Below are 16,940 nucleotides of genomic sequence, written 5' to 3' on the forward strand. Positions count from 1 at the left end.
CTACACTATCTTGCCTACAACAGGCGATCCCAAATTTTGGTGACCTGCTTACGCTCTACAACAAACTCTTCTGCAGAGACGATTGCTTTCCTGTTTTGTAGGGATAGGTGGTAGGCACGCCTTCGATAGCTACGATAATTTTCCTCAAGTGTTTTTGCTTCATCATCAGTAATCAGCCCCTCTTCGGCCAGCTGCTCCAGTAGACGAATATTATCTGTCCACTGCATTAAGGATGGGTGCTGTAATGACCAGCGTAACACCATGTACTGAACCATAAACTCGATATCAACCATTCCTCCCTTCATCTGTTTAAGGTTGATCTCGTCTTTGCCGCACTGGCCTAGCGAGTCACGCATTTTCTCTCGCATATCACTAACCTCGGACTGCAGCTCTCTCTCGTCTCTCTGCTGACTCAGGATTGTCCTTCTAATTTTTTCAAACTCTGCTCTTGCCTTTGCGCCACCAAAAATCACCCGGGCACGTACCAGTGCCTGGTGTTCCCAGGTCCACGCATCCTTCTTTTGGTAGTCCAGGAACCCTTCTGAATCCAAGACCAGCAATCCCGATGCGCCATTAGGGCGTAGGCGTGAATCAATCTCGTAGAGTCGTCCGCTCATGGTGCGAGTGCTAATTAGGTGGATCATTCTCTGTGCCAGCCTGATATAGAATTCACGCCGGGTAACAGGTTGCTGTTTACGGCTAAATGGATCTTCTGGTTGGCCTGTATGGAGAAATACCAAGTCAAGGTCTGAGCCATAGCCAAGCTCAATCCCTCCCATCTTGCCATATCCGATAACCAGAAATCCCGGGGCTGCCATGCTCTCTTTGCGCATACGTGGCTGTCCCCAGCGCCTGGTCATCTCATCCCACGACAGCTGAAAACAGTACTCCACCACGCTCTCTGCTATCCAGGTCAGGGCATCACTTACCTCCATAATCGGCAGCCTGTCCATTACATCAACCGCTGCCACCTTAACCATGTGTCTACGCTGAAAGTGGCGCAACAACTCCATCTGCTGTTCAAGGTCCTGTTTATCTACCCGGCTACCCAGCAGTAGAAGCTCTTCTGTCAATGATTGACGCTCCTCGGGAAGGAAGAGATTGCGTGGATCCAGCACCACATCCAGCAACATTGGGGTCTGCGATAGTTGCTCTGAAATCCATTCACTTTTCTGTAGCAAAAATAGCAGGTGCTCTAGTGTGTGATGATTTTCTGCCAGCAGAGTAAAGTAGACGGAGCGTCGGCCTATCGACTCTACCAGATGAATGGCCCGCTTCAGGCTATGATCTGAATCATCCTGCCTTGAGGCAGCCTCTATCAACAGCGGCATCAATCTATCCAGACGCTCTTTTCCCTCCCTGCTCATGGATTGGACTGTTGATGAGCTATTTAGTTGCTGCAGAGAGGCTATGATATTTTCCGGTTCATCGAAGTGCCGTGAAAACTGCTCGACTAATTGCTCCACAGATATGCCGTCATCAAGATCTGACCACGCCTGGTTAAGGGGATGCTGCTCTTTTTCTGGGGCACGCTCATCTGGGACAGCGAACAATTCCTCAAATCGTCTCTGTACTCGGCCCCGGTGCTCTTCGAGCTGAACAAAAAACTCTTTCCAGCTATCAAATCCCATAGACTCAGCCAGTAACACACGCTGTTCTTTGCTGGATGGAAGCCGTTGGGTCTGTCTATCCTCATACTCCTGCAGGCGATGTTCAGCGTTGCGCAGAAAAATGTAGGCCTCTGTCAGCTCCTGTTCCTCTTCTCTGCTTATCTCCCCACGTTTAGAGAGTAGTGGCAGCACTTTGAGAATAGGGCGTACCTGTAACTCTGGTTCTCTGCCCCCATGCACCAGCTGGAAAGCCTGACCTATAAATTCAATCTCACGTATACCGCCTGGCCCCAGCTTGAGGTCATCTTCCATCCCTTTTTTACGTACCTGCTGTGCAATCATCATCTTCATTTCACGTAGCGACTCGAATGCACTGTAGTCAATGTAACGTCGATATATGAATGGCCGCAACAGGTTTAACAGTTGCTCTCCTGCACCGCTGTCTCCTGCTATCACTCTGCCCTTGATCCATGCATAGCGCTCCCAGCTTCTTCCATGAATCTGATAATAATCTTCCATGGCATCAAATGATGAGACCATAGAACCGCTCTCACCAAATGGGCGCAGTCGCATATCAACACGAAACACAAAGCCATCTGCTGTCTTGTTGTTAATGGTACGAATCAGGCGTTGTGCCAGATGGGTAAAAAACTCCTGGTTGCTGATCCATGGGCGCCTGCCCCTGGTCTCACCATCCTCTGGATAGGTGAAAATAAGATCAATATCTGAAGAGAAGTTGAGCTCTCTGGCTCCAAGTTTGCCCATTGCGACCACAATCATCTGCTGTGGTCGACCACTCTGCTCCCCTTTCGGGGTTCCCTCCTCATCACACTGCCATTGGTATAGCAGGTTTAGAGTCTCTGAAACTACAACATCAGCCAATGCCGAAAGCTCACTGACTGTTGTCTGGTAATCAGACCAGCCAGCAAGATCACGCAGCGCGATCCTTACCATCTCGTCACGCCTGAATAAGCGTAGCGCCTTTGAGAGCTGCTGGTCACTCTTGACTGGTGCCAATAGTCTCTTTAGTTGTTGTCGGTAATGTTCCTCATCAACTGTTGAGCTGATGGTTTTTGATTGGATAAGCCGCTGCAACAGGGTTTGATCCTGTCGGCAACTATTCTCAATAAACGGGCTAAACTTGAAAAGGCTGGTAAGGGTAGAGAGAGAGCTCACTGCTTCATTGCAAGCTGTCTGCTCTTATGACGATTCAATAAAACCTTGCGCAGTTTTGCCGTAGCCTGATAGAAATATTTACGCTCTGCTGTAGATAGCTTGTTGGTGCGTGGCAGTGCAACCTGCATTGCATCCTTGTACTCACCATCTTTTCTGAACTCGTAGTGGAGATGAGGCCCGGTTGCCAATCCAGTGCTTCCACTATAACCGATTACCTCGCCCTGCCTTACTCGTGTTCCCACCTTAAGCTTTTTTGCAAAACGTGAAAGGTGTGCATATACAGTGGTGTATTTCCCGCCGGCATGACTCAGGAATATGACGTTTCCATACCCTCTCTGTCGCTCCCGCTTCTCTACAACGCCACCTGCTGTTGCCATTACTGGAGTTCCGGTTGCGGCAACAAGGTCTGTACCCCTGTGTGGACGATACTTCTTGAGCACTGGATGGTAACGACGCAGCGTGAAGTGCGAACTTATCTTGGTGTTTTTTAGCGGGCTACGCAAAAAATCTGCCTCCAGTGGAGTACCGTCTCCACTATAGAAACGTGACACTCCACGACGGTTGGTGTGGTTAATCACACGTATGGGTTTGCCCTGATTATTAAGCTCGGCAGCAAGAATTTTTCCACTCTGCAGTGTGCCGTCTGCTCCCGGTTGAAATACAACCGTAAAGTGATCCCCTTTTTGAATATCTTTGCGAAAATTGATCTGCTCGGAAAACAACTCCTCCAGCTTGCGTATATGTACGCCAGGTATGCCTGTGTTTCTCGCTGCTCGTGAAAATGTCTTGGTAATATGGCCTCGATAGACTTCCCAACGACGTATAGAGGTGGTGCCTTTATCGGCTTTCTCTCTTATCTGTTTGTTCGGCTCATGTTGTGGTGTGACCAATCTCTTTTCTACTTTTGTAGTTTTGACCTGGGCACCACCCTGCTCTGCACAACCTGAAAGCAGGAATAGCATTGAGATCAACATAATAGAAAATAGCCGGCTCATCTCCCCATTATACAATGATTTATCAGGTGGCGTTATTCACGATGCTCGTCCAGGGAGAGCTCTTTGATTTTACGGGTCAGGGTATTTCGCCCCCACCCCAATAGACGGGCGGCCTCCTGTTTCTTGCCTGCTGTATGCTCCAGCGCAGTCTTGATCAGAATCTTCTCCATGGTTGGAACAACCTGATCAAGCAACCCTTCCTCTTCCTGGTTGAGATGCTGTCTCAGCCACTGCTCAAGGGCCTTCTCCCAGCTATCACCGCCAACTGTTCCCTCTGCACGCAGCTCTGCTGGAAGATCACCCACACAGACATTCCTGGTTGGTGCCATTACTGTGATCCAGCGACAGGTGTTCTCCAGTTGACGCACGTTGCCCTGCCACTCCAGACCACTTAAATAATTCATTGTTTCAGGAAGCAGCTCCTTCTCCTCTACCTCAAGCTCTTCTGCCGCCAGCCTTAAAAAGTGGTTTGCCAACAGCGGAATATCCTCTCTGCGCTCGGAGAGCTCAGGCACATGAACACGGATAACATTGAGACGGTGGTAGAGATCCTCACGAAAATCTCCAGCCTGGACCGCCGCCTCCAGGTCCTGATGGGTAGCCGCAATAATTCTCACATCCACCTTGGTTGGCGCATGTCCGCCCACCTGGTAAAACTCACCTTCGGAGAGCACGCGCAACAGTCTGGTTTGCGTCTCTAGCGGCATATCCCCTATCTCGTCCAGAAACAGGGTGCCTCCATCAGCCTGCTGAAAGCGGCCCTTGCGCACACCTGTGGCGCCTGTAAATGCACCCTTCTCATGACCAAACAGTTCTGAATCCATAAGGTCTCTGGGAATTGCGGCCATATTAAGGGCAATAAATGGATAGTCTGCCCGTGGGCTGTGACGGTGCAACGCCTGAGCAACCCGCTCCTTGCCTGTACCGGATTCCCCGTTGATCAGCACCGTCATATTGGAGTGCGCCAAACGCCCAATTGCACGAAACACCTCCTGCATGGCAGGAGACTCTCCTATGATGTCAGTTACGGTCTCTCCTTTTTCTCTCTGCCTGGTACGTTTACTATGCACCTGCTCAACAGCACGCTGCACCAGACCGGTGGCCTCTTCAATATCAAATGGCTTGGGCAGGTATTCAAAAGCACCCCCTTCATAAGCTGCAACTGCACTATCCATATCAGAGTGGGCGGTCATGATGATCACCGGCAAATCCGGTTGTCTTGCACCAATCTCCTTCAACAGGGCCAGCCCATCAATACCCGGCATTCTAATATCACTCACTACAACGTCCGGGCTCTCACGCTCCAGCCTATCCAGCACCTCATTACCATCACTAAAAGTCTCTACCTCCATTCCTGCTTTTTGTAGTGCTCGCTCCAGAACCCAGCGAATAGAACGGTCATCATCAATAACCCAGATCTGCCCTCTGTTTTTTTCGCTAACTTTTGTATCCTGAGTCATCTTCTATTCCTCCAGCGGAATCAATAAGGTGAATATGGTTTTGCCGGGCCTGGAATTACACTCAATCACCCCGCCCTGGCGATGGATAATAGACTGCGCAATTGAGAGGCCGAGGCCAGTTCCCTCGGCACGTCCTGTTACCATGGGTAGAAAAATGGTTTTTTGAAGCTCTTCCGAGACCCCGGGGCCGTTGTCCTGAACCTCCAGACTACAGACCAGGCGATGATGTTTATGACCAATAGTCACCTGGCGCAATATGCGTGTTCTAAGCTGAATCTCACCACTGTTGTTGAGAGTTTGTGCCGCATTTTTAACAATGTTGAGCAGAGCCTGAATTAACAGATCTGGATCAGCCATAATGGTTGGAATGCTGGGATCATAGTCTTGCTTTATCTGTAGTGATGACTCTCCAGCCTCCGCAGTAACAAGAGTTCGCACCCGCTCCAGTACCTCATGAATATTTGTCTCTTCCAGGCGTGGCGGACGACTTGGTCCCAACATTCTGTCGAGCAGAGTCTGCAGGCGATCTGCCTCACCAATAATAACCTCCGTATATTCTCTTAGTGACTCATCTTCCAGCTCTCCCTCAAGCAGCTGTGCAGCCCCCCTTAATCCGCCCAGAGGGTTTTTGATCTCATGTGCCAGGCCGCGCAACAGGTCTGCTGATGCTCGCGTCTGGTTAATCAACCGATCCTCATTAATCAGGCGTAACTGCTCATCTACCCTCTGTATCTCTACCAGTACATGGTTGTCTTCATCATGCTCCGTTAGTGGAATCAGTGAACAGTCCACTACAGAGCTCTCGCCACTAAATAGCCGAAGCTCCACCTCACGCTCTGTGTATGGATAGTTTGTCTCCGAGATGCGCTGCATCCCTTTTGCCAAATCACAACGAATATCCACTATTTCTGACATTCGCATGCCTGCCGCCTTCTGTGCACTGGTTCCCAGTAAAATTTCTGCAGCTGGATTAAGAAAACAGAGGCGCTGATTAGCGTCTAAAATCAGTATCGATACAGTTGTATGGCCTGCAACAAGCTCTGCATAGCTAGATATACTGTTTTGGGAGAAAGAATTCATAACTTCAGTAATCAATGCAATCGCTATACCAGTATCATAATTATTCCGAACATATCAATAAATATTCTTTAAAAACAATATGTTATAAAACAAGATATACTCATGACTGCATAAATCACGATGCCCTGGGCAGCTATAATGCACCATTATGGTGCATTCTATTATGGATCACAAATCGGAAAAATAAAAAAAGCCCCCTCCATAAATGGAGGGGGCTTTTTGCAGGTTTAATGTATTACAGATTAAACGCTGTAGTACATATCAAACTCAACCGGATGGGTGGTCATACGCATACGAGTCACCTCTTCCATCTTCAGGTCGATATAGCTTTCAATAAAGTCAGCTGTAAATACATCACCCTGTGTCAGGTAGTCATTATCATTGGCCAGCGCCTCAAGCGCCTGCTCAAAGGAGTGACATACAGTTGGGATCTCTGCTGCCTCCTCTGCTGGCAGGTCATACAGATCCTTATCCATCGCCTCACCTGGATCGATCTTGTTCTTGATGCCATCAAGGCCAGCCATCAACATGGCTGCAAACGCCAGGTATGGGTTGGCAGTTGGATCAGGGAAACGAACCTCGATACGGGTAGCCTTGGGTACCGGTACAAACGGAATACGAATAGAGGCAGAACGGTTACGGGCAGAGTAGGCCAGCATTACTGGTGCCTCAAAGCCTGGAACCAGACGCTTATAGGAGTTGGTTGATGCATTGGTAAATGCATTCAGTGAACGGGCGTGTTTGATGATTCCACCAATATAGTAGAGCGCGTCCTGAGAGAGGCCGCCATACTTGTTACCCGAGAAGATATTCTTTCCCTTCTTGGCGATGGACTGGTGAACATGCATACCAGTTCCGTTATCACCAACGATTGGCTTGGGCATAAAGGTTGCTGTTTTGCCATAAGCGTGTGCAACATTGTGCGTTACATACTTGAGGATCTGCACCTCATCCGCCTTCTTGACCAGTGAGTTGAATGCAGTAGCAATCTCGTTCTGGTTTGCAGTAGCAACCTCATGGTGGTGTGCCTCAATAGTCAGGCCCATATCCTCCATAACCAGAGACATTGCAGTACGGATATCCTGAGTAGAGTCAACAGGAGGTACCGGGAAGTAACCACCCTTGACGCCAGGGCGGTGGCCCATGTTACCGCCTTCATAGACCTTCTCTGTATTCCAGGATGCCTCCTCGGAGTCAACCTTGCAGAAAGAGCCACTCATGTCTGAGCCCCAACGAACATCATCAAACAGGAAGAACTCTGGCTCAGGACCGAAGAATGCCTTGTCGCCAATACCGGTAGACTTGAGGTACTCTTCTGCACGATAGGCTACAGAACGTGGATCACGCTCATAACCTTCCATGGTTGCAGGCTCAACAATATTACAGCGAATAATGACTGTTGGCTCCTCATAGAATGGGTCCAACAATGCAGTGTCTGCATCTGGCATCAGAATCATGTCTGATTCATTGATTCCCTTCCAGCCCTCGATAGAGGATCCATCGAACATCTTGCCAGCCTTGAAAAAGCCGGCATTAACCTCGGCTGAAGGAATAGTTACGTGCTGCTCCTTGCCCTTGGTATCTGTGAAACGGAGATCAACAAACTTGGCATTGTTCTCCTTGATGAGTTTAAGTACTTTCTGAGACATTAATGACTCCCCTGATTCAATGTAAACACTAGTAAAGAGTAGCCACTACCCTGTGACCAACCCCTGTAAAAAATTAATCCTTCGAAATCAGATGTGCTCATGAATCCGAAGGGAACGCCGGATTATATAGCATAAGTCGTGCCAATCGTATAACTGCCTGATCTTGCTTGAGACTTTTTCTGAACTTTTTATAAAAACAGCGGTAATTGCACCAATATAGTGCGTATTTTTAGGCGTATGCCACATAATAGGGCGCATTACACCTCAATAACAATGCGCACCTCTCTCCCCTCCTGGCTTTTTTCCACCACCACATGGCCATTGATTCGACACCAGGCCGGAATATCATTCAGTGCGCCTGGGTCAGAGGAGAGCACCTCCAGACGGTCGCCTGGATTTAGCTCCTCAACCACCTCCTGAGCACGAATTACCGGCATGGGGCAGAGCAGGCCTCGAGTATCTATGGAAAAATTGGCCATTCAGGCGACTCCTATATATACCAGCTTTTTTCAATATCAGCTGGAGAGATTGGTTTCACCGTTATCTCTCTGCTCTCTCCATCACGCCCTCTTATCTCTACGGTAACCTCAGGGGCGCTTTTTCCTTTACCAAAGCGTGCGGTAATTTGGCCGGCCAGCATCAAATCTTCGTCACTGGCTTCGCCATCGATCAATACCAGAGGCCCGGGGAAATCTGTTGTTCTCATGCTGGTGTACTGGTTTCTATAACCTTGCAGGAAGTGATTCTCGCCCTCCTCTCTGGAGATGATCATCTTGAAGTTCTTTCTTGGACGAATATGACGCCCCACCTTGAGTAGCATAATGTCATCCATCTCATACTCTCTGGAACCACGCGCATCCCACAGGTCAACCAGCTTAATCGAGTAACTCTCATCAGTCAGAAAACAGCATCCGCCAGCCGGGGTTGCATAATCTTCAAAGCCAAACTGTTTTGCCAGCGCCATCTGCGGCTTGCGGGTGCGGCCACTGAAGTCATATAGGGCTTCACGATCCAGCCAACCCTCTCTCTCTGGAAGTGTGGGGGGAAGATTCTTTGCACAGAGCGGGCGCACCAACAGGTCATCCGCACCAGATTCGCCAGATACCACCGGCATTGTATCCTTGCGTTGCGACATCGGGCGCTGCCCCACTACCTCTCCGGTGGCGATAAAATCAAACTGATGTTTATGCATCCACTCCAGCGCCTTCTTCACCATGAAGATTTTGCAGTCCAGACATGGGTTCATATTGGCTCCATAGCCATGCTTGGGATTTAGCAAAACATCTTTGTACTCCTCCACAATATCGACCATATGGAGTTTGATCCCTAACTGCTCTGCTACCCAGAGAGCATTGTTGCGCTTATCTTTCTTCTGGTCTTTCTTGCGAATGGCGTGAGTATGCCCCTCTACACAGAAGCCCGTATAGAAATTAATCCCCTCAACATGAATCCCCTGCTCCTGGAGTACGCGCACAGCCAGCATGGAGTCCAGTCCCCCCGAGACCAATACCGCCGCTTTTTTCGGTTCCGACATCAAATATCCCGGTTTAATCAGTAATGAGTGCGCATTTTACCCGAATCCACACCTGGAAAGTATGGATTCGAGTTCTATCAATTGATACCTTTTTCACGGATAATGCCCGCTCACTCCATAGCACTGCTGGCTCATCTTATGAAAAAAACATTCTCGCTACTCCATCCCAAGAAGACGAGGCCCCGTCTTGTTGAGTCCATCAAACATGAGGTCAGAAAATACATTAAAAGGGAGCGCAGAAAGAGCCTGCCTGATGGAGCCGACTACTGGGATTTTGACTGCAAATTTGGAGATGATGAGGCAAGCAGCATCGTCACTCATATCTCTGAGATTGATAAACAGATTACTGCGGCCGAATCCAAACCGCTTGACTCCTTCTATATAGAGATTTTGGCAAAGCCTGGATATCGCATCAAAAAACCGGCCACAAAAACCGATTCTGGCTAGTTGTCCCACTCTGGCAGGTTTCAATGAAAAGGGAGATTGAGCTACTGGCACCTGGTGGAGATATTGACTCCATCAAGGCGGCCATCCTTGCAGGGGCAGATGCTGTCTATTGTGGGCTGGATAGGTTCAATGCCAGAAATCGGGCAGAAAATATAACGTTCGAAAATCTTAACGGGATTATCCGGCTGGCACATAAACACCGCTGTGAAATCTTTCTGACCGTCAATATCATTATTGTGGAGAGTGAGATCCCAGCTCTTTTAACCATGCTGAACAGGCTGGTCAACACCAGGATTGACGGGATTATTGTTCAGGATCTGGGGCTACTCTATCTGCTCTCCAAATATTTTCCAACGCTCAGGGTTCATGCATCCACCCAGCTGACTACCCACAACCCTGGCCAGATAAAATTCCTGCACCATTTGGGGGTTACCAGAACAAACCTCTCCAGAGAGCTGAATCTTGATGAGATAAAAAAGTTGAGCTCAGTTGCACATGAGAGTGGGATGCTGACCGAGGTCTTTGTTCACGGCTCCAACTGCATCTCCTTTTCAGGGCTCTGTTATATGAGCTCTCTGCACGGTGGAAATTCCGGCAACCGTGGTCGCTGTAGCCAGCCCTGCAGAGACCAATACCTGACCACTGCCGAGGGGAGAGATTTCCCCCTAAATATAAAAGATAACTCGGCATATTCCGACCTTGGTGCGCTCCATGATGCCGGGGTCGACTCCATCAAGATTGAGGGTCGGATAAAGAAATACCACTATGTCCATACCGTGGTAGATGCCTGGAGAAAACAGCTACAGCAGTTTTATGAACAGGGCACAACCAGCATCGATGATGGTGATCTGCGCAAGGTATTTAACCGTGACTTCTCAAACTCCTTTTTGCAGAGCTCCATCGGCAGAGAGACATTTATTGATAACCCACGAGACAACTCTGCCCTGCATCGCTCAAGACAGGGGGGGGTCTCAACTACCGATAGCTTAACGGTAGCCAAAAGGGAGCTCTATGAGCTGAAAACAGAGATCATAATCAACGTCAGAGAGGGTATTGAGGGGCTAAGCATTGAGCAGGCGCCACTGCGAATCACTGCATCTGGTAGTGCAGGCACGCCTTTGGGGCTACTGATTGAGACCCCTGAGGAAGCATTCACCATCTCCTCAGACACCAACCTGACACAGCTTATTGATGCTACTGGTGGTAAAGGCTTGCACAATGACGAAGGCAAAAAATCGCTGCCGCACATTGATCACCAATTTTTATTAAAACGGCTAAGGCCCATCAATGAGACTGAATATTTCATTGATGATCTCAATCTGGATAAACTGCAGGATGGTCTTACCCTGCCCTTCCGCTCTCTAACCAAGATAAAAATTGAAATTCTATTCGTCCTGAATGGCTCAAGAGAGAGGGTTAGTCCAGTTGAGATGCCAGCCCTGAAGAGATCTGGTGAAGAGATTAAGCACTCTCTATCACTACTGATCTCTTCCCGTGATGATCTTGATCTCTCTGTTGATGGTGTTGCAGAGATCTATTTCCAGCTCCCCTCTTCCACTCAAGACAGCAGCGCTGAGCTCATTGAGCTATTTAACGACAGCCCGCAGCTAGTCCCGTGGTTTCCGGCTGTATTAATTGGTGAGGAGTACCATGCCGCTGTAGAGTTTCTTCACCAGCTGAAACCGAAAAAGATTGTTACCAATAACAGTGGCGTAGCCTACGAGGCATACCAGCGGGGAATCCCCTGGGTTGCTGGCCCCTATATGAATCTTGTCAACTCATTCAGCCTGTTGTGCCTGAAGGAAAATTTTAACTGTAGTGGTGCATTTGTCTCAAATGAACTCAACAGAGAGCAGATAAAGAGGATCAAAAAACCTGCTGGTTTTGATCTCTACTACAGCATGTCGCACCCTATCGTATTGATGACCAGCCGAGTCTGCATGTTCCACCCCGTGACCGGATGCGAGAAAAATATAGTAGATGACAAATGCATTCAACGCTGTGACAAATCCTCATCCATTACAAATCTTAAACAGGTCTCCTTCATTATTGATAAGGCGAAAGGCGGATATCACTCTGTCTATAATGAGTATGATTTTCTGAATACCGACATTGTTAAAGATATACCAAATACATTTTCCAGCTTTCTAATTGACCTAAGAGATATAAAAACCAACACAAGAGTCGAGATTGAGAAGCCTGACATTGTCAGGCTGTTTATGCAGCATCTCAATGGTGACAGCAAAGCAACAGAACAACTTAACCAGGGAATCTCTCCCTCAACCCAGACCCAATACAGACAAGGGATCTAGTACCCAGTCCGGTAAATCCCCCATAATTATAACGTCCTAAACCACCTGTCCCGCACACCAGCCCGATGACCAGGCCCACTGAAAGTTGTAACCGCCTAACCAGCCAGTGACATCAACCACCTCTCCAATAAAATACAACCCCGACACCTTGCCGGACTCCATGGTTTTGGATGAGAGCTCATCACAGTCAACTCCTCCCAGGGTTACCTCAGCGGTTCTATAACCCTCCGTACCATTTGGCTTGAGCTCCCACCTTTGCAGCTGTTGCGCAACATCACCGAAACGGGCATAAGTCATCTCCTGCAGTCTGGTATCTGCTATCTCTCTGCCCAGTAACAGCGGAGGAATCCGCTTGGGCAGAAGCTCACTCAATACAGTTCCCACCCTACTATTGGGTTGTGTTGACTGCTTTGTAATCAGAAACTGTTCTAAATCCGTATCCGGCAATAGATTAATGTAAATGGTCTCACCCGGATGCCAGTACGATGAGATTTGCAAAATAGCTGGGCCACTAAGGCCTCTATGGGTAAACAGCATGCTCTCTCTAAACTGGTTATGACCTGTGCTAACAACACTGTCCACTGCAACACCTGACAATACGGAAAACTTCTCTCGCTCCTCACTATGCAGGGTCAGTGGAACCAGCCCCGCAGTAGTTGGCCAGATATGGTGCCCAAACTGTTCCGCTATCCGATAGCCTAAAGGGGTCGCTCCCATCTTTGGAATAGAGAGCCCACCGGTAGCCATCACTAAAGAGGTCGCCTGAAAACACCCTCGTGATGTCTCTACAGTGAAGCGCTCACCCTCCTTACCGATGGTTTTAATCTCTCTCTGTAGACGTATATCCACTCCTGCCATTTCACACTCGGCGAGCAGCATATCTAGGATATCCCTGGCGCTGTTGTCACAGAATAGCTGTCCGTGATCCCTCTCATGGTGTGGGATCCGATATTGGTTCACCATGGCGATAAAATCCCACTGGGTAAAACGGCTCAGCGCAGATTTACAGAAATGGGGGTTGTGGGATATGTAGTTGTCAGCACTTACCTGCTGATTGGTGAAATTACAGCGCCCCCCTCCAGATATGAGGATTTTTTTGCCCGGTTTATCTGCATGATCCAGCACAATAACTCTGCGGTCTCGCTTTCCTGCCTCTATTGCACACATCAAGCCTGATGCGCTGGCACCAATAATCAGAACATCTGTCTGGGTAGTATTTGACATAACAGGTACAACTGTAATGGAGGTGGACATGAGGTGGAAGCAGTGGTGTTATAATTCCCCTTTTTCCAGAGAGATAACAACCATCTTTTCAGGTTTTTCATGAACAACAACGATTCATCTACTTTTCAGGGGTTGATTCTTTCGCTTCAGAACTACTGGGCGGAACAGGGGTGCCTACTAAATCAACCATACGATATGGAGGTTGGAGCCGGCACCTTCCACCCCGCCACATTCTTGCGGGCAATCGGGCCTGAGCCCTGGAGTGCTGCCTATGTACAGCCATCCCGCCGCCCAACTGATGGGCGTTATGGTGAGAACCCAAATAGATTGCAACACTACTACCAGTTTCAGGTTGTAATCAAACCATCGCCACTGAAGATTCAGGAGCTCTATCTCGACTCGCTTCGTATGCTGGGAATTGATCCGCTGGTACACGATATCCGTTTTGTGGAAGACAACTGGGAATCTCCCACCCTGGGTGCCTGGGGGCTTGGTTGGGAGGTTTGGTTGAATGGGATGGAGGTGAGCCAGTTCACCTATTTCCAGCAGGTGGGTGGCCTTGACTGTCGTCCGGTAACCGGCGAGATCACCTATGGCCTGGAGCGTATCGCCATGTATCTGCAGGGAGTGGAGAGCGTCTTTGATCTGGTATGGACCGATGGCCCGCTAGGCAAGGTTACCTACGGAGATGTCTTTCACCAGAATGAGGTGGAGATGTCTGCCTACAATTTCAAACATGCCAATATAGAGGAGCTATTTCATCAATTTGATAGCTGTGAGGCAGAGAGCAAGAAGCTTATTGAGGCCGATCTTTCTCTTCCTGCCTATGAGATGATGCTTAAGTCCTCTCATCTGTTTAATCTACTGGATGCCAGAAATGCCATTTCGGTCACTGAGCGTGCCCGCTTTATTGGACGCATTCGCGGCCTCTCCCGTGCTGTTGCGCAGGCATATTATGAGCGCCGCGAGAGTCTTGGATTCCCCATGCTTGACGAGTCTGTCACACCTTCCGGAGAAGCCTCATGAGCACAACCCAATTTGAAGACTTTCTGTTTGAGCTGGGTACTGAAGAGCTCCCGCCAAAATCTCTGCAATCACTGAGTCAGGCCCTGGGGCAAGAGGTAGAGTCAAGCCTCCAGAGTGCCGGTCTGGAATATGGAGAGGTCAGACTTTACGCTGCTCCAAGACGCCTGGCACTTACCATCAAAGCGCTACAGACAAAACAGGCTGATCGTGAAACCGAGAGAAAAGGCCCTGCGGAGGCCGCGGCCTTTGAGGATGATGGAAGCCCAACCAAGGCTGTAATCGGATTTGCCCGCTCTTGTGGGGTTGAGGTTGACCAGCTTGATAGAGTTGAGACACCCAAGGGTGTCTGGATGAGTTATCAGATAACATCCAAGGGTGCTCCCACGATTGAGTTATTGCCAGAGATTATTCAGACCGCCCTGGATCGCCTCCCTATTCCAAAAAGAATGCGCTGGGGATCCTCCGATGCTGAATTCCTGCGCCCTGTACACTGGGTTGTGGCCATGCTTGGCACAACTGTTGTCCCTGCCACACTATATGGAATCACCTCAGGCAACCAGACTCAGGGGCACCGTTTCCACCACCCTGAGAAAATAACAATCTCATCTGCAGATAGCTATGCGACACAGTTGGAAAGTGATGGGATGGTACTAGCTGACAGTAAAAATCGAAAAGAGAAGATTCTCCAGCAAGTCGCTGCTGTGGCTGAAAAGCTTGGTGGCCATGCCGTTATCGATGCTGCACTGCTTGATGAGGTCACGGCACTTGTAGAGTGGCCTGTTGCAGTTGGCGGCAGCTTTGAGAAGCGTTTCCTGGAGGTTCCTCAGGAGGCATTGATTGCATCAATGCAAGGCCACCAGAAGTTCTTCCCGGTGGTGAATGGCAGTGAAGAGCTGATGGCTCACTTCATAACTGTAAGCAACATCGAGAGCAGTGACCCAACAATGGTACAGAGTGGGAATGAGCGTGTAATTCGTCCACGCCTCTCTGATGCCGCATTCTTCTGGGAACAGGATCTGAGCCAAGCGCTCTCCTCTCACCAGGATGGGCTGAAAAAAGTAGTCTATCAGGACAAGCTTGGATCACTTTTGGACAAGTCGGAACGTGTTGCCAAGCTTGCCTCAACCATTGCATCCGAACTTGGGTCCAGCACTGAACACGCCAACCGTGCGGCAATGCTGGGGAAATGTGACCTGCTGACCAATATGGTAAAGGAGTTCCCGGAGCTGCAAGGCACCATGGGACGCTACTATGCGGAGCATGACAACGAACCTGTAGAGGTTTCGGCTGCCCTGGATGAGCAATACATGCCCCGCTTCTCTGGCGATCAACTCCCATCAACCCCCACAGGCGAAGCTGTTGCCCTGGCTGAGCGCATTGACTCCATGGTGGGAATTTTTGGCATTGGAATGGTGCCAACAGGAGATAAAGATCCATTTGCTCTGCGCCGGGCAGCTCTTGGGGTGCTCCGTATCATGGTTGAAAATAGCCATCCTCTAAACCTGCTGAGGCTGATTCAGTCGGCGGCTGAAGGCTACGGAGACAAAATAGATGGTGGTACTGCACAGAAGGTTTTTGCCTTCATGTTGGAACGGCTGCGCGGCTACTACCGAGACCAAAATATCTCACCGGCAGTATTTGAGTCTGTCCTCTCCTGTCAGCCTCCACAGCCGATGGACTTTGATCTCCGTATCTCTGCTGTTAACAGTTTTGTTGATAGTGAAGAGGCTGTCGGCCTGAGTGCTGCCAACAAGCGAATACATAATCTGTTGAAAAAGGCTGATGATGTTGTTGATGGCCAGGTTGATGTTGCACTGCTAGAGGAGGAGGCTGAAAAGTCTCTCCACTCCAGACTTGATCAGATCCGCCAACAGCTTGATGATGCTCTGCAACAGAACGATTATGGGACTGCACTGAAACTTCTCTCAGGGTTGCGGGGGTCTGTTGATCAGTTTTTTGATACGGTGATGGTAATGGCAGATGATCAGGATATCCGGAATAATCGTCTCGCCCTGCTCTCCCAACTACGTAACCAGTTCCTCAGAATTGCAGATATCTCTCTGCTCCATACCACCTGAGACAGAGATGAACAGAGACTCCTACCAAGAGATGTTGAATGAGGTCCAGGCCTTTCACGACAAACATCAGTTTAGTGAGAATGGTGGCGAAGAGATGACCTATAGAATCTCACTCATGGCTGAGGAGTTGGGAGAGATCTCATCATGTGTCACCAAGGGAAAAGGGAAAGAGGAGCTGGCCGAGGAGTGCGCGGACCTCTTTATCCTGTTGATGGGAACTGCAATTGCGGCAAAATTCGACCTTAATCAATCATTCTGGGACAAGATGAAAAAGCTGGAACAGAGACAATCGAGGATGGTTGATGGGAGAATCCGTGTTTCGGAGTTCAGAGGAGTTAAGGAGCAGTAG

General features: G+C 49.1%; 13 protein-coding genes. 5 read left to right on the top strand and 8 right to left on the bottom strand.

Annotated features, from left to right (window positions below):
* Positions 1-14: 14 nt before the first annotated feature.
* From glnE to H8D24_03235, 7 genes are all read right to left on the bottom strand, one after another.
* Positions 15-2,786 carry a bifunctional [glutamate--ammonia ligase]-adenylyl-L-tyrosine phosphorylase/[glutamate--ammonia-ligase] adenylyltransferase gene (gene glnE / locus H8D24_03205; GenBank protein ID MBC8519399.1) on the bottom strand — a complete coding sequence of 924 codons (2,772 nt, stop codon included), beginning with the start codon at positions 2,784-2,786 and terminating at the stop codon, positions 15-17.
* A complete protein-coding gene (locus tag H8D24_03210) occupies positions 2,783-3,781 on the bottom strand; it encodes a peptidoglycan DD-metalloendopeptidase family protein (GenBank protein ID MBC8519400.1) in 999 nt (332 codons plus the stop codon). Before H8D24_03210 ends, glnE begins: the two co-directional genes overlap by 4 nt.
* 32 nt (positions 3,782-3,813) lie before the next feature.
* Positions 3,814-5,241, bottom strand: coding sequence for a nitrogen regulation protein NR(I) (gene ntrC, locus H8D24_03215; protein MBC8519401.1), 1,428 nt, complete (start codon positions 5,239-5,241; stop codon positions 3,814-3,816).
* Between the two features lie 3 nt (positions 5,242-5,244).
* The gene (locus H8D24_03220; GenBank protein MBC8519402.1) at positions 5,245-6,321 is read right to left on the bottom strand and encodes a PAS domain-containing protein; all 1,077 of its coding nucleotides are present in this window, start codon (positions 6,319-6,321) and stop codon (positions 5,245-5,247) included.
* Between the two features lie 242 nt (positions 6,322-6,563).
* Positions 6,564-7,970: a glutamate--ammonia ligase gene (gene glnA, locus H8D24_03225; GenBank protein ID MBC8519403.1), complete on the bottom strand. Its 1,407-nt coding sequence runs from the start codon at positions 7,968-7,970 to the stop codon at positions 6,564-6,566.
* Positions 7,971-8,227: 257 nt separating this feature from the next.
* Positions 8,228-8,449 carry a sulfurtransferase TusA family protein gene (locus tag H8D24_03230; GenBank protein MBC8519404.1) on the bottom strand — a complete coding sequence of 74 codons (222 nt, stop codon included), beginning with the start codon at positions 8,447-8,449 and terminating at the stop codon, positions 8,228-8,230.
* Positions 8,450-8,460: 11 nt separating this feature from the next.
* Positions 8,461-9,504: a tRNA (5-methylaminomethyl-2-thiouridylate)-methyltransferase gene (locus H8D24_03235; protein MBC8519405.1), complete on the bottom strand. Its 1,044-nt coding sequence runs from the start codon at positions 9,502-9,504 to the stop codon at positions 8,461-8,463.
* Positions 9,505-9,642: 138 nt separating this feature from the next.
* Here H8D24_03235 and H8D24_03240 point away from each other — a divergent pair, with 138 nt between their 5' ends.
* Together H8D24_03240 and H8D24_03245 are read left to right on the top strand one after the other, a co-directional pair.
* Positions 9,643-9,951: a hypothetical protein gene (locus H8D24_03240; protein MBC8519406.1), complete on the top strand. Its 309-nt coding sequence runs from the start codon at positions 9,643-9,645 to the stop codon at positions 9,949-9,951.
* A 23-nt stretch (positions 9,952-9,974) separates the two neighbouring features.
* Entirely contained in the window at positions 9,975-12,263 is a 2,289-nt protein-coding gene (locus H8D24_03245; protein MBC8519407.1) for a U32 family peptidase, read from the top strand.
* Positions 12,264-12,299: 36 nt separating this feature from the next.
* Here H8D24_03245 and H8D24_03250 read toward each other — a convergent pair whose 3' ends face one another.
* Positions 12,300-13,487, bottom strand: a complete 1,188-nt coding sequence (locus tag H8D24_03250; GenBank protein MBC8519408.1) for an NAD(P)/FAD-dependent oxidoreductase — start codon at positions 13,485-13,487, stop codon at positions 12,300-12,302.
* Positions 13,488-13,586: 99 nt separating this feature from the next.
* On the opposite strand from H8D24_03250, the gene glyQ reads away from it, so the two are divergent.
* The 3 genes from glyQ to H8D24_03265 are packed head-to-tail and all read left to right on the top strand — an operon-like array spanning position 13,587 to position 16,940.
* Entirely contained in the window at positions 13,587-14,513 is a 927-nt protein-coding gene (glyQ, locus tag H8D24_03255) for a glycine--tRNA ligase subunit alpha (GenBank protein MBC8519409.1), read from the top strand.
* Positions 14,510-16,591: a glycine--tRNA ligase subunit beta gene (locus H8D24_03260; protein MBC8519410.1), complete on the top strand. Its 2,082-nt coding sequence runs from the start codon at positions 14,510-14,512 to the stop codon at positions 16,589-16,591. The genes glyQ and H8D24_03260 overlap by 4 nt, the downstream gene beginning before the upstream one ends.
* A 7-nt stretch (positions 16,592-16,598) precedes the next feature.
* The gene (locus H8D24_03265; protein ID MBC8519411.1) at positions 16,599-16,940 is read left to right on the top strand and encodes a nucleoside triphosphate pyrophosphohydrolase family protein; all 342 of its coding nucleotides are present in this window, start codon (positions 16,599-16,601) and stop codon (positions 16,938-16,940) included.

This window comes from Candidatus Thiopontia autotrophica (assembly GCA_014384675.1).
GTDB lineage: Bacteria > Pseudomonadota > Gammaproteobacteria.